The 13,179-nt window shown below is 50.4% G+C and carries 12 protein-coding genes and 1 riboswitch; all 12 genes read left to right on the forward strand.

All coding sequences use genetic code 11. The features are described from left to right. Positions 1 to 172: 172 nt before the first annotated feature. The 12 genes from GSO_RS00325 (at position 173) to purH (ending at position 13,021) form a co-directional block, all read left to right on the forward strand. Positions 173 to 1,597, forward strand: a complete 1,425-nt coding sequence (locus GSO_RS00325) for a sugar porter family MFS transporter (RefSeq protein WP_010487770.1) — start codon at positions 173 to 175, stop codon at positions 1,595 to 1,597. Positions 1,598 to 1,931: 334 nt separating this feature from the next. After that, a riboswitch (TPP riboswitch) is annotated at positions 1,932 to 2,029 on the forward strand. A gap of 42 nt (positions 2,030 to 2,071) precedes the next feature. Further along, complete coding sequence (thiT, locus tag GSO_RS00330) at positions 2,072 to 2,677, forward strand: energy-coupled thiamine transporter ThiT (RefSeq protein ID WP_010487772.1); 606 nt, start codon at positions 2,072 to 2,074, stop codon at positions 2,675 to 2,677. A 358-nt stretch (positions 2,678 to 3,035) separates the two neighbouring features. Further along, entirely contained in the window at positions 3,036 to 3,521 is a 486-nt protein-coding gene (gene purE / locus GSO_RS00335; protein WP_010487774.1) for a 5-(carboxyamino)imidazole ribonucleotide mutase, read from the forward strand. Continuing rightward, positions 3,518 to 4,633 (forward strand): 5-(carboxyamino)imidazole ribonucleotide synthase, encoded by a 1,116-nt coding sequence (gene purK, locus GSO_RS00340; RefSeq protein ID WP_010487776.1) that lies wholly within the window; start codon positions 3,518 to 3,520, stop codon positions 4,631 to 4,633. The genes purE and purK overlap by 4 nt, the downstream gene beginning before the upstream one ends. Continuing rightward, positions 4,627 to 5,355 (forward strand): phosphoribosylaminoimidazolesuccinocarboxamide synthase, encoded by a 729-nt coding sequence (gene purC, locus GSO_RS00345; RefSeq protein WP_029345484.1) that lies wholly within the window; start codon positions 4,627 to 4,629, stop codon positions 5,353 to 5,355. The genes purK and purC overlap by 7 nt, the downstream gene beginning before the upstream one ends. Beyond that, positions 5,348 to 5,608, forward strand: coding sequence for a phosphoribosylformylglycinamidine synthase subunit PurS (gene purS / locus GSO_RS00350; protein WP_010487780.1), 261 nt, complete (start codon positions 5,348 to 5,350; stop codon positions 5,606 to 5,608). The genes purC and purS overlap by 8 nt, the downstream gene beginning before the upstream one ends. Then, a complete protein-coding gene (gene purQ, locus GSO_RS00355; RefSeq protein WP_010487783.1) occupies positions 5,605 to 6,291 on the forward strand; it encodes a phosphoribosylformylglycinamidine synthase subunit PurQ in 687 nt (228 codons plus the stop codon). Before purS ends, purQ begins: the two co-directional genes overlap by 4 nt. After that, a complete protein-coding gene (gene purL, locus GSO_RS00360; RefSeq protein ID WP_010487785.1) occupies positions 6,278 to 8,494 on the forward strand; it encodes a phosphoribosylformylglycinamidine synthase subunit PurL in 2,217 nt (738 codons plus the stop codon). The genes purQ and purL overlap by 14 nt, the downstream gene beginning before the upstream one ends. Further along, on the forward strand, positions 8,470 to 9,924 hold the full coding sequence (gene purF / locus GSO_RS00365; RefSeq protein WP_010487786.1) for an amidophosphoribosyltransferase: 1,455 nt from the start codon (positions 8,470 to 8,472) through the stop codon (positions 9,922 to 9,924). The genes purL and purF overlap by 25 nt, the downstream gene beginning before the upstream one ends. Then, the gene (gene purM / locus GSO_RS00370) at positions 9,921 to 10,931 is read left to right on the forward strand and encodes a phosphoribosylformylglycinamidine cyclo-ligase (RefSeq protein WP_010487788.1); all 1,011 of its coding nucleotides are present in this window, start codon (positions 9,921 to 9,923) and stop codon (positions 10,929 to 10,931) included. Before purF ends, purM begins: the two co-directional genes overlap by 4 nt. Then, entirely contained in the window at positions 10,928 to 11,497 is a 570-nt protein-coding gene (gene purN, locus GSO_RS00375; protein WP_010487790.1) for a phosphoribosylglycinamide formyltransferase, read from the forward strand. The genes purM and purN overlap by 4 nt, the downstream gene beginning before the upstream one ends. Then, on the forward strand, positions 11,498 to 13,021 hold the full coding sequence (gene purH / locus GSO_RS00380; protein WP_010487792.1) for a bifunctional phosphoribosylaminoimidazolecarboxamide formyltransferase/IMP cyclohydrolase: 1,524 nt from the start codon (positions 11,498 to 11,500) through the stop codon (positions 13,019 to 13,021). Positions 13,022 to 13,179: the final 158 nt, after the last annotated feature.

A 13,179-nucleotide genomic window follows, 5' to 3' on the forward strand; every position in this document is an offset into this window, starting at 1 on the left:
TTTAAGTGGAGCTTGATAAGCAGACAGTAATGCATGCGCTGGTCGTATCCACTTGGCGCACATGCAGCATTTTCAGAAAAGTGGTATGGTTATTATGTAAACTAAAAAGGTCGAGCCGCGATGCAGATCTGTGATAGTAAGTATGGTGGTTCACCGAATGAGGGGGAATTGCATGTATTTACAACATCAAACAAAAACAGGCTTGCAGCGCAGGGCCGGTGCTTTTTCCACTGCGCGTGTTCGGTTACGACTGGTGGCGCTCATTTCGACAATGGGCGGTCTTCTTTTTGGCTATGATACCGGCGTCATTAATGGCGCTTTGCCGTTTATTTCCAGTGAACTTAAATTAGCACCTGGTTTACAGGGATGGGTTACCAGTAGTTTAACGTTAGGCGCGGCTTTTGGTGCGGTGTTGGTCGGCCGTGTCAGTGACCGGTACGGGCGTAAACGTTTGATTACCGGATTAGCCGGTTTATTTTTTCTCGCCACACTCGCTTCTTCACTAGCGCCTAGTGCTGGTTGGTTGATTGGCGCTCGGATGGTCTTGGGGCTGGCAGTCGGTGGTGTTTCGGTTTTGGTTCCTAGTTTTCTGGCCGAAATTGCGCCAACGAATCGGCGCGGTCGACTTGTGACCCAAAATGAATTAATGGTCGTCTCGGGTCAACTGCTTGCGTTCATCCTGAATGCCGTTTTAGGGACGAATTTTGGTAATGTTCACGGTATTTGGCGGTGGATGATCGTCTTAGCCGTGATCCCGGCTATCCTTTTGGGTGTTGGCACCCATTTTGTTCCTGAGTCGCCGCGCTGGTTAATGATGAAGGGTCGTCAACAGGATGCCAAAGCCAGTCTTGCGGTTTTGCGAACGCCACAAGAGGTTCCAAATGAGCTTGAACATTTAAAACAGACGATTGCGAAAAGTGCAGAACATAAAAAAGTTAAGCCGGTTGATGCACTTAAGGTTAAGTGGATTCGGCGACTGTTGATGATCGGTATTAGTTTAGGCGTTATCCAGCAAATTGCCGGGATTAATGTCATGATGTATTACGGAACGTCAATTTTGCAGATGACCGGATTTGGCCGCAACAGTGCTTTGGTTGCCAACATTGCCAATGGGGTCACGGCGGTTGTTGCCACAATTGTGACGATGCAATTACTTAAACATGTGCCGCGCCGACCATTACTGATTATTGGTTTAATCGGTACGTCACTGGCGATTACCGGCGTCACGTTCGCTACCCGTTTGCCCGCAGGATCGCCAATGCGTGCCTTTATAACCATTCTGATGATGATGCTCTTTCTAGCCTTCTTCCAAGGAGCGATTAGCCCGATGACTTGGTTGCTTATGTCGGAGATTTTCCCGGAGCAGTTGCGTGGACTCGGTATGGGCACAGCGACCTTCTTCCTGTGGTTAGGTAATTTTGCGGTCGGGGTGCTTTTCCCGATTGGCTTGGCACAAATGGGGATGTTTTGGACCTTCGTTTGCTTCATTGTGACGAACATTGTGTCCTTGCTGTTTGTCATTGTCTTTGTCCCGGAAACGGCAGGGAAGTCGTTGGAGGCTTTGCACCGGGAGGAAAAGACGCGGTTGAGTCGGTGAGTGAGAAAATTCGTGTTGCAAGATAGCAGCTATTCTGAAGTACGCTCACGCTCCATAAAACGCGTTGGCAGGCCCAGAAACCTGCGTGTAAGGACCTCTCAAGCATAAATGGTAAAAGACAGATTAGTTCCTGATACACTTAAAAACGCGCTCACCAGCCCAGAAACCTCCACATAAGGACCTCAGACCTAAAATGGCCAAAGCCCGGCCATTTAGGTCTGAGGCCACTTATGCTCCGGTTTCTAACCGGGCTGGTTCACGCTCTGCTCTGGGTAAAATATTTGCCCTTTCTCCAAAGTCTGGTAGGATAAAGTTGTATCAATTAATTCGATGAACCTTCACAAAGGGGAGCCATTGGCTGAGATCGGGGAGACCCGGACCCTTCGAACCTGTTCGTTAATGCGAGCGTAGGGATTTGTGAACGGTCGGAAGCGACCTTCTTTGTGAGTGGGGATTCACTAGGAGGCTTTTTTTATGCAACAACATAAGCGTCTGGTTGTTATTTTGGAAACAGCGATTATTGCCGCGTTTGCGATGGCGCTGACGTATATTCCGCATACCACCGGGGTTTCGGCGATTGAGTTGAATTATGGCTTGATTCCGATCGCGGTGCTGGCGATGCGGCGTGGGGCGATTCCTGCCGCATGGGCTGGCTTTGTCTGGGGCATTCTTGATTTGATTCTACGTGGCCTGAGCGGTGGCAGTGTCCTGAACCCGATTCAGGGCTTCCTTGAATATCCAATCGCGTTCACGCTGGTTGGTTTGATGGGATTGACCTATGCTGCCTTTCAAAAGAACGTTCGCGGCGGCGAAAAGGTAAAGGCTAGCGGCTATGCTTTCGCCGGTATTATCATCGGTACTTTTGCTAAGTACTTCATTCACTTTATCGCTGGCGTTGTTTTCTGGGGCAGTTATGCACCAAAAGGCATGAATGCCTGGATCTATTCGTTGATCGTTAACGGTGGATCAGCGCTGTTCAGTACCGTATTGGCCATTGTCGTTGTCGGCATTTTGCTAACGGTCGCGCCACAACTCTTTATCGCCAAAGATGGCAAGTCGCTTTCTACCAAAGCAGCTTAAGCCGTTGCATCATTCATAAAAATGACTGGCCGTTTCTTGTCTCCCCGCATTGTAAGGGGCTAGGCATCTAGGCCTTAAATCGGCTCCAAAGATGAAACAAATCTTTGGAGCCGATTTTTTTGTTTTCAAGAAAACTGAAGATGATTAGCGCGGCAGTTGCTGAATTTGAAGCACATTACCGATCCAAATTTTCCCATTGGGCTGAACGAGGATCCGTTTTTAGACGTAGGCAGCACAAATAATTCTCTCTAAACACGAACATTAATTTGAAAATAGTCAAATATAGTTCCATTTTAAGGTTGAATGTTGTTTCTGAACGTGCTATTCTCAAAATATCTTAAAGAAAGCAGGGAACAAGATGCAGAAAGTAGCTGTGGTCATGGGATCAAGCTCGGATTGGCCGACGATGCAACAGGTTACGACGCAATTGACGGCGTTGGCGATTCCTTATGAAAAGCACGTTATTTCGGCTCATCGGATGCCGGATAAGCTTGCGGAATTCGGTAAACAAGCGGCTGATCAAGGCTTTGGAGTGATTATTGCTGGAGCAGGCGGCGCGGCCCATTTACCGGGGATGCTTGCAGCCAATACCCTTTTGCCTGTCATCGGAGTTCCAATCAAAACCCGAACATTAAATGGCGTCGATAGTTTGCTGTCGATTGTCCAAATGCCCGGCGGAGTGCCAGTCGGAACCATGGCCATTGGTGATGCCGGTGCTGTCAACGCTGCTTTATTTGCCGCTTCAATCCTGGCGTTGACAGATGAAGCATTAACCCAACGTCTCGAAGCCTTTCGCGCCGAGCAGACCAAACGCGCCGAAGAAAGCGAGGCTGCACTCAAATGATTGATGTGGTGGCGTCTCCGGCAACAATCGGCATTATCGGCGGTGGCCAGCTTGGTCGGATGTTAGCCCAAAGCGCCAAGACGATGGGTTATCGTGTCGGCATTCTCGAGCCCACACCTGATTCACCAGCAGGGCAGGTCGCTGACTTTCAAATTACGGCGCCCTACGATGATCAAGCGGCGTTGACCAAGTTAGCCAAGGAATCCGATGTTTTAACTTATGAGTTCGAAAACGTTGACTTGGCTGCACTTGAGGCTGTCCGACCTTTAACCCGGATCCCTCAAGGTACAGCGATTCTGGCAACGACCCGGGACCGCATCAAGGAAAAGACTTTTCTTGAAACCCACGGCGTTCCGGTGACCCCGTTTGCGGCAGTTGATTCACTGACTACGTTGAAAACTGCGATTGCCAAGATCGGCTTGCCTGCGATTCTGAAAACCACAACAGGCGGTTATGACGGGCACGGCCAACAGGACATTAACACCATGGCAGATGTACCGGCTGGAGAAAAGTTGCTTGCGCACGGACCTTGCATTTTGGAAAAACGCCAGCAATTCGATCGCGAAGCCTCTGTCATGATCACGCGTGATGGTCGCGATCAAGTCCGAGTTTTCCCGATTGTCGAAAATCGGCATAAAAACCACATTTTGCACCTCACTTTAGCACCGGCGCCGAACATTTCACCGGTGTTAGCTCACAAGATTGATGACTTGGCGACCAAAATTGCCTTAGGACTTGATTTGCGTGGTGTGCTTGGCGTTGAGCTGTTTCTTGAAGGGGATAACGTGATCGCCAACGAGCTGGCACCGCGGCCACATAATTCCGGCCATTATTCGATTGAAGCTTGTAACTTTTCGCAGTTCGATGCGCACATTCTGAGCATCTGTGGCTTGCCAATCCCGCCGATCAAATTGAAGCAGCCAGCGGTGATGCGCAATTTGCTGGGTGACGATTTAACTCAGGCAAAAGCAAAATGGCCGCAACATCCCGAGTGGCACATGCACGTTTATGGCAAGGCAGAGATTCGCCCTGGCCGCAAGATGGGGCATATCACGGTGACCGATGAGCGCAATGTTTTGGACATACTTAAACAAATGGAGGCAGCATGGTGAAGAAGACAACGTTACTGTATACCGGCAAAGCCAAGCAGGTTTTTGCAACCGAAGATCCGGACGTTTTATGGATGGCTTACACCAATCAGGCCACGGCATTGAACGGGGAGAAGAAAGCGCAGATTGATCATAAAGGTGAGCTGAATCGGGCCATTTCGACCTTGTTGTTTAAGGAGTTGTCCGCCGCCGGTATCCCAACCCACTACATTGATTCACCGGATGCCACCACAATGATCGTCAAAAAAGCGACGATGCTGCCGCTGGAAGTGGTGGTGCGTAATTATGCATCAGGGCACTTTGTCACGAAATTCAATGTAAAGCCGATGATGAAGCTCGACCCGCCGATCCACGAATATTATTACAAGTCCGATGAACTCGGCGATCCATTCATGAACGAGGCACAAATTTTTGCTTTACATGAAGCAACGCCTGAACAGTTACGCGAAGTTCGTTCATTAACCGACCGCATTAATGCCTATCTCACAAAACGCTTCAATGAAGTCGGCATCACCTTGGTTGATTTCAAGCTTGAGTATGGAACGTTAAAAGACGGCACATTGGTATTAGCAGACGAATTGTCACCGGATAATTTCCGCTTGGTTGATCAACAAACCGGTGCATCGCTTGATAAAGACGTTTTTCGCCAAAATCGGGGGCCATTAACACCGGTTTATCAAGAAGTGCTTAATCGACTACAAGAAAAAGGAGCTGCTCATGTTTAAAGCTAAAGTTTACGTGACCTACAAACCTTCTGTACTGGATCCCAAGGCCGAAGTCATCAAAACGGCCTTAAGCCGGATGGATTATCACAATGTTGCTGATGTCTTGTATGGTAAATATTTCGAATTGAAGCTTAGCGGCACTGAAGCAGCAGTCCGGAAGCAAGTCGATACGATTTGTGATCAGTTGCTTGCCAACGTCAATATGGAAACCTATCGCTTTGACTTGGAGCCAATCACGGAGGATGAGGCATGAAAGCGGCTGTTATTTCTTTTCCCGGATCCAATTGTGACCTGGATTTGCAATGGGCAGTTCAACAAATTGCGGGTGCTGATTGTGAATTGATCAAGCAGGATCAAACCGATTTAAGCAGTTACGACGTCGTGATGGTACCCGGCGGTTTTTCTTACGGTGATTATCTGCGCAGCGGTGCCATCGCCCGGTTTTCACCCGTCATGACGGCGCTAAAAGATTTTGCGGATGCTGGCGGCTACGTACTTGGTGTCTGCAATGGCTTTCAGATTTTGACCGAAGCCGGTTTGTTACCTGGTGCATTGCAGTGGAATCGTGATCTAAACTTTATCTGTGAGCCGGTGACGTTAACCGTTGATCGTGCGGACACGGCGTTTTCCAATCAATATCAGGTTGGGGAACAGTTGACGTTGCCAATCGCACATGGTGAGGGCAATTATTATGCCGATCCCGAAACGTTGGCTGCGCTTGAAGCCAATGGCCAGGTGGTGTTCCGGTATGCCGATAATCCAAATGGCAGCGTCCATGATATCGCAGGTGTCACGAACGCTGCTGGCAATGTTCTGGGCATGATGCCGCATCCGGAACGCGCGGTTGAAGCTTTACTTGGCGGTACTGATGGATTAGGCGTCTTTCATTCGCTTATCCAACAAACGAAAGGAGCCGACATTCGTGGCGCACGTTGAAATGAGTCCAACGGCCATTGCCGAAAAGAAATCCTATCTTGACTTGGGATTAACCGAAGCAGAATACGACCGTTTTACCGAATTAATCGGCCATCAGCCAAATGATACCGAAATCGGTTTGGCAAGTGGCATGTGGAGTGAACACTGTGCTTATAAGTACAGCAAACCGATCCTGCGTCAGTTCTGGACCAAGAACGAACGGGTTTTGATGGGGCCGGGTGAAGGTGCCGGCGTCATTGATATCGGTGAAGGCAAAGCGGTGGTGTTTAAAGCCGAAAGTCACAATCACCCTTCCGCGGTTGAACCTTATGAAGGTGCCGCAACCGGTGTCGGCGGGATCATCCGCGACATTTTCTCCATTGGTGCTAAGCCTGTAGCGATGCTAGATTCACTGGCTTTTGGCGATCTTAATCAACCGCACACTCAGCATCTGGTTGACCGGATTGTTGCTGGGATTGGCGGTTATGGCAATGCGATCGGCATTCCGACAGTGGGTGGCGAAACCAATTTTGATGGTAGCTATACGCGCAATCCGCTGGTGAATGCGATGTGCGTGGGCATCATGGATAAGGATCAGATTCAAAAAGGCAAAGCAGCGGGCGTCGGTAATGCCTTGATTTATGTCGGCGCTAAAACCGGGCGGGATGGCATTAATGGTGCCAGCTTTGCGTCCAGTGAATTTTCCGACGATGAGGCAGCTGATCGCTCAGCCGTTCAAGTCGGCGATCCATTTATGGAGAAGCTGCTGATGGATGCGTGCCTTGAGATTACCCAACAACATCAGCAGGCGCTTGTCGGCATTCAGGACATGGGTGCAGCAGGGTTGGTTTCGTCCAGTGTCGAAATGGCCGGCAAAGCCAATAGCGGCATGGCCTTGGATCTTGATTTGATTCCGCAGCGTGAAGCCAACATGACCCCATTTGAGATTATGTTATCCGAGTCGCAGGAACGCATGCTGCTTTGTGTTCGCGCCGGTTTTGAACAGGAAGTTTTGGATGTCTTTGCTGCTTATGATTTGGATGCGGCAGTCGTTGGCCACGTCATTGATGGGCATCAATACAAACTTTATCATCACGGCAAATTAGTTTGCGATGTGCCGGTTAGCTCTTTAACCGATGATGCGCCGGTCTATGAACAGGAAGCTAAAATACCAGAACATCTGGCTAACCCGGCGCCTGATTTTGATCCGATTGTGACGGATCCGGTCGCAACCTGGAAAGCGATGATGGCGATGCCGACCATTGCCGATAAGTCGTCTTTATACCGCCGCTATGATGCACAAGTGCAAACCAATACGGTTGTACTGCCAGGCAGTGATGCCGCAGTGATTCGCGTGCGCGGGACGCATCGGGCATTGGCGATGACGACTGACAGCAAAGGCCGGTATCTTTATCTGGATCCGCAAGTCGGTGCCGCAATGAGTGTCGCTGAGGCCGCACGGAATCTGGTTGCCAGTGGCGCAGAGCCATTAGGGATTACCGACTGCCTCAACTTTGGCGATCCAACCAAACCGGAGGCATTTTACGAACTTGCCGAGGCAGCTAAAGGCATTATTCAAGCTACCAAAGCGTTTAACGCACCGGTGATTTCCGGTAATGTGTCGCTTTATAACGAAACGAATGGGCACGCGATTTATCCGACGCCGATGATCGGGATGGTGGGGCTGATTGAAGATCTCAGCACCATCACGACAGCAGCCTTTAAGCACGCCGATGATTTGATTTATCTGGTTGGTGAAACGCATGGCGACTTTAACGGCAGTGAGTTACAAAAACTGCAAACTGGCGGCGTTTCTGGTCGATTATTCGACTTTGATTTAGAAGCAGAGCAGACTAATCAAGCGTTCGTCTTAAGCGCAATTCGTCAACACTTGGTCACTGCTGCCCATGATTTAAGCGACGGCGGTTTGCTGGTGGCACTTGCAGAAATGGGCTTTGCCAATGGCCTAGGTGCCAAGATTAAGGTGACACTGCCAACCAGCTGGGGATTTTCCGAGACCCAAGGCCGCTTCTTGATGACGGTGGCACCAGAAAATCAGGCAGCCTTTGAAGCCTTAAACGGGCCAGCAAAACTAATCGGCCATGTCCAAGCAGCACCGGAATTTGACGTCACAACCGTCAGTCATCATTTTTCGGTGGCCTTGGGCCAGCTGCAAACTGCATTTGAGGAGGCACTCCCATGGTACATGAACCAAAAGGCTTAAATGAAGAATGCGGCGTCTTTGGTATTTGGGGCAACCCCAACGCTGCCAGTATTACCCATCTAGGCCTGCACACGCTGCAACACCGTGGACAGGAGGGTGCCGGTATCGTTGGCCTTACAAAAGAAGGCATGCGGCGCCATTATGGTTTGGGACTGTTAAGTGAAGTGTTTACTAACACCGATCAGTTACGGGCATTGATGGGTCGGGCTGCTTTAGGTCATGTTCGGTATTCGACGGCGGGCGGTCGCGTTTTGGAAAATATCCAGCCGCTGCTTTTCCGGTTTTCTGATGAGTCAATCGCATTAGCACACAATGGCAATTTGACCAACGCGATTAGCTTGCGGCGGGAACTCGAAGATCAAGGGGCCATTTTTCAATCGACTTCGGATACCGAAGTGCTCATGCATTTGATTCGTCGCCAAGTCGGTAAGCCTTGGTTGGTTCAATTAAAAACCGCGCTGAATGAAGTTCACGGCGGTTTTGCGTTTGTTTTGCTGACCGAGCATGGCTTGTATGCAGCCGTTGATCCCCATGGCTTTCGGCCGATGGTGGTCGGCGTGATGCCAGATGGTGGTTACATCGTTTGCAGTGAAACGGCTGCCTTGGATGCAGTTGGCGCCGACTTTGTTCGCGATGTTCAACCTGGTGAATTAATTACAATTGACGATGCCGGGTTGCACCTTGATCATTTCACGACCGATACCACGCTGGCTGTTTGCTCGATGGAATATATTTATTTTGCCCGGCCGGATTCTGACATTCATGGCATCAACGTTCACCAGGCGCGCGTACGCATGGGTGAGCGTTTGGCCAAGGAACAACCGGCCGACGCCGATATTGTTGTCGGGGTGCCTAATTCATCACTGTCAGCCGCGATCGGTTATGCCAAGGCCAGCGGGATTCCCTATGAAATGGGGCTGGTCAAGAGCCAGTATGTAGCGCGGACATTCATTCAGCCGACACAGGCATTGCGTGAAAAAAGCGTCAAAATGAAGCTGAGCGTCATCAAACCAGTCGTTGCCGGAAAGCGGATCGTTTTGGTCGATGATTCGATTGTGCGGGGAACCACTTCCAAACAAATCGTTAAATTGCTCAAAGAAGCCGGAGCTGCCGAGGTTCACCTGCGCATTGCCAGTCCGCCATTGCGGTTCCCGTGCTTTTATGGCATTGATTTTCAAACGACCAGCGAGCTGTTTGCGGCCAATCACACGGTTCCGGAAATGCGTGATTTGTTGAATGTTGAATCACTTGGATTTCTTTCGACTCAAGGGCTTGAAGATAGTATCGGGTTACCGACCACGGCTCCAAATGGCGGGTTATGCGTCGCTTATTTCACCGGAAAATATCCAACGCCGCTTGACGATTATGAATCCGACCTGAATAAAGAAGTTGCGTCACTCAAAGTTAATGTTGCGGAGGTTAGCGCATGACAGATTACAAAGACGCTGGCGTTGATATTAAAGCTGGTGACGAAGCGGTGCAGCGAATTGCCGCGTTAGCCAAGGAAACAACGAATGAAAATGTGTTAGCTAGTGTTGGCGGCTTTGCAGCGGCATATCGGTTGCCGTCTGTCCCGCAGCCGACTTTGATTAGTGCTACCGATGGCGTGGGAACCAAATTATTGTTGGCCTTACAATGCGATGCCCACGAAACCGTCGGCATTGATTTGGTGGCGATGGTGGCCAATGATTTGCTGGCGACAGGAGCGCAACCATTATTTTTCCTTGATTATATGGCGGTGGATCATTTGGATGTTGCGCGGGCCGAGTCCGTGGTTCGCGGGATTGCGTTTGGTTGTCAACAGGCAGAGATGGCGCTCATCGGTGGTGAGACTGCTGAGATGCCGGATATGTATCCGCAACATCATTACGATTTGGCTGGGTTTGCGGTTGGCGTTGTTTCGGCACCAAAACGGTTACCGCAACATGTCGCTGAAGGGGACGTGCTGATTGGGTTGCCAAGTTCCGGGGTTCATAGTAACGGCTATTCGCTGGTGCGGAAATTGTTGGCCGAAACCGATTTGGGCAGTCAGACACTGGAAGACGGCTCTGAAATGATGCAAGCGCTCATGCGACCGACGCGAATCTATGTTAAACAGGTGCTGCCCTTGATGCAGCAGGGCCTGATCCATGCGGCAGCGCATATTACCGGTGGGGGGATTACCGAGAATCTGCCACGGGTGATCCCTGATGGCTTAAGTGCCCGCGTTGATCCGCAAGCTTGGCATCGGCCGGAACTTTTTGATCGATTGCAGCATGCGGGTCATTTGAGTGAAACTACGATGCGCATGACATTTAATCTTGGTATCGGTATGATTTTGGTGGTCGCCAAGGAATCGGTTTCCGCAGTCCAGACAGCTTTGCCAAGCAGTAAAGTGATCGGCGAGGTTGTCGCAGATCCAGCGGAAAAGATTCACTGGCAGGTGGCAGGCGAATGAAGGCATTAGCTGTTTTTGCATCAGGGAACGGAACTAATTTTGAAGCATTGTTTGCGGCTTCGCAGGCGCAGGATAGCAATTTTCGAATTGTGGTGGTGGTTTGTGATCGGGCACGTGCCCCGGTGATTCGCAAAGCAGCTCATCATCAGATTCCAACCATTGTCGTGAATTTCAGGGACTATGCCGATAAAGCGGCAGCCGAAGCTCACATTTTGACGGAGCTTCCGCCGGTCGACGCGTTGATTCTGGCAGGCTACATGCGCATTATCGGCCCGACCTTGTTAAATGCATTTCCTCGGCGCATTATCAATTTGCACCCAGCATTGTTGCCAAGTTTTCCCGGGCGTCAAGGGATTAAAGATGCGTTTGATTACGGGGTAAAAGTAACCGGCGTGACCGTTCATTATGTCGATGCGGGTATCGATACCGGCGAAATCATTGCCCAGGATCCTGTTCGTGTACTGCCTGGAATGACGTTAGCCGAATTGGAAGCTGCCATTCACCGTCAGGAGCATCACATTTTTCCGGAAACTGTCAAGAAACTCATTCAAGAAGGAGCGATTTAAGTGAAACGAGCATTGTTAAGCGTCTCTGATAAAACCGGTTTGGTACCTTTTGCTAAGGGATTGATTGAACGAGGTTTTGAACTGATTTCAACTGGCGGCACTCATCGTGAACTGGCCGATGCAGGTGTGGCCGTGACCAGTGTTGAAGATGTGACCGGTTTTCCGGAGATGCTTGATGGCCGGGTTAAGACACTGCATCCTAAAATTCATGCCGGTATCCTCGCTCGCCGCGATGATCCCAAGCATATGCAGGCGTTGGCCGATCATCATATCCAGCCGATTGACGTGGTGTGTGTGAATCTGTATCCATTTGCCGAAACCATTAAACGGCCTGACGTGACCCGCGCCGAAGCTATCGAGCAAATCGACATCGGTGGGCCTTCTGCTTTGCGCGCTGCGGCTAAAAATAGCGATAGTGTTTGGGCAGTGGTTGACCCGGCTGATTATTCAGCGGTTTTGACCGGCCTTGATCAAGATGATGCGGCGTTGCGCCAGAAACTGGCGGCCAAGGTTTTTGCAGTAACGGCGGCTTATGATGCCCAAATCGTTCATTACTTAGATCCCGAACCATTCCCGGAGCAATTCACGCCCACTTACCACAAGCGCCAAGACTTGCGCTACGGAGAAAATAGTCATCAGCAAGCGGCGTTTTACGTTGAACCGGATCCTGATCCGACGAGTCTGGCAGCTGCCAAACAGTTGCACGGGAAAGAGCTTTCGTACAACAATATTAAAGATGCTGATGCTGCTTTGGCGATGCTGCGTGAATTCAAGCAGCCGGCTGTTGTGGCAGTTAAACATATGAATCCGTGCGGTATTGGTTTAGGTGACACAATCGAAGCTGCCTGGGACAAGGCGTATGCGGCAGATCCGATGTCAATCTTTGGTGGCATTATCGCGCTAAATCGCCGGGTAGACTTAGCAACGGCCGAAAAAATGCACAAGCTCTTTCTTGAAATTATTATGGCACCGGCCTTTGACGACGATGCCTACGAGGTTCTGGCCAAAAAGAAAAATGTGCGTCTGCTGACGATTAACACAGCCGATACACCGGAAGAACTGGGCACCGAAACGGTTTCGATTTTTGGCGGCCTACTGGTACAGACGCGTGACGATAAGACGGAAACACCGGCAGATATGACCGTTGTGACCAAGGTGCAGCCGACTGCTGATCAATTAAAAGCTTTAGCCTTTGCCCAAACGGTGGTTAAACACGTAAAGAGTAATGCCATTGTGGTTGCCCAAGCGGATCAGACGTTAGGCATTGGCGCCGGTCAAATGAATCGGATCGGGTCAGTCGAGTTGGCACTGACGCAGGCGCAACAAAACGAAAACTTTGCCGGCGCCGTCATGGCCAGTGACGCCTTCTTCCCAATGGACGACTGCGTTGATTACGCTGCGAAACACGACATCAAAGCCATCATCCAACCAGGCGGCAGCATCCGCGACAAAGACTCCATCGCTAAAGCAGATGAATACGGCATCGCCATGGTCACAACGGGAGTGCGGCACTTTAGGCATTAGAGCGGAGAGCGTGAGCCAGCCCGGTTAGAAACCGGAGTGTAAGTGGCCTTGACCGTGATGGCCCGGGTTTGGCCATTGCGGTCAAGGTCCTTACACGCAGGTTTCTGGGCTGGCGAACGCGTTTTGGCGTCAGAAAGCTACAGTGCTGGTCTTTGCCA

This window comes from Lacticaseibacillus zeae DSM 20178 = KCTC 3804 (assembly GCF_000260435.1).
Taxonomy (GTDB): Bacteria; Bacillota; Bacilli; order Lactobacillales; family Lactobacillaceae; genus Lacticaseibacillus; species Lacticaseibacillus zeae.

Bases quoted from the DNA above. Each gene is read 5' to 3' on its own strand.
- GSO_RS00325 (WP_010487770.1), top strand. From the start codon at position 173: ATGTATTTACAACATCAAACAAAAACAGGCTTGCAGCGCAGGGCCGGT.
- thiT (WP_010487772.1), top strand. From the start codon at position 2,072: ATGCAACAACATAAGCGTCTGGTTGTTATTTTGGAAACAGCGATTATT.
- purE (WP_010487774.1), top strand. From the start codon at position 3,036: ATGCAGAAAGTAGCTGTGGTCATGGGATCAAGCTCGGATTGGCCGACG.
- purK (WP_010487776.1), top strand. From the start codon at position 3,518: ATGATTGATGTGGTGGCGTCTCCGGCAACAATCGGCATTATCGGCGGT.
- purC (WP_029345484.1), top strand. From the start codon at position 4,627: ATGGTGAAGAAGACAACGTTACTGTATACCGGCAAAGCCAAGCAGGTT.
- purS (WP_010487780.1), top strand. From the start codon at position 5,348: ATGTTTAAAGCTAAAGTTTACGTGACCTACAAACCTTCTGTACTGGAT.
- purQ (WP_010487783.1), top strand. From the start codon at position 5,605: ATGAAAGCGGCTGTTATTTCTTTTCCCGGATCCAATTGTGACCTGGAT.
- purF (WP_010487786.1), top strand. From the start codon at position 8,470: ATGGTACATGAACCAAAAGGCTTAAATGAAGAATGCGGCGTCTTTGGT.
- purM (WP_010487788.1), top strand. From the start codon at position 9,921: ATGACAGATTACAAAGACGCTGGCGTTGATATTAAAGCTGGTGACGAA.
- purN (WP_010487790.1), top strand. From the start codon at position 10,928: ATGAAGGCATTAGCTGTTTTTGCATCAGGGAACGGAACTAATTTTGAA.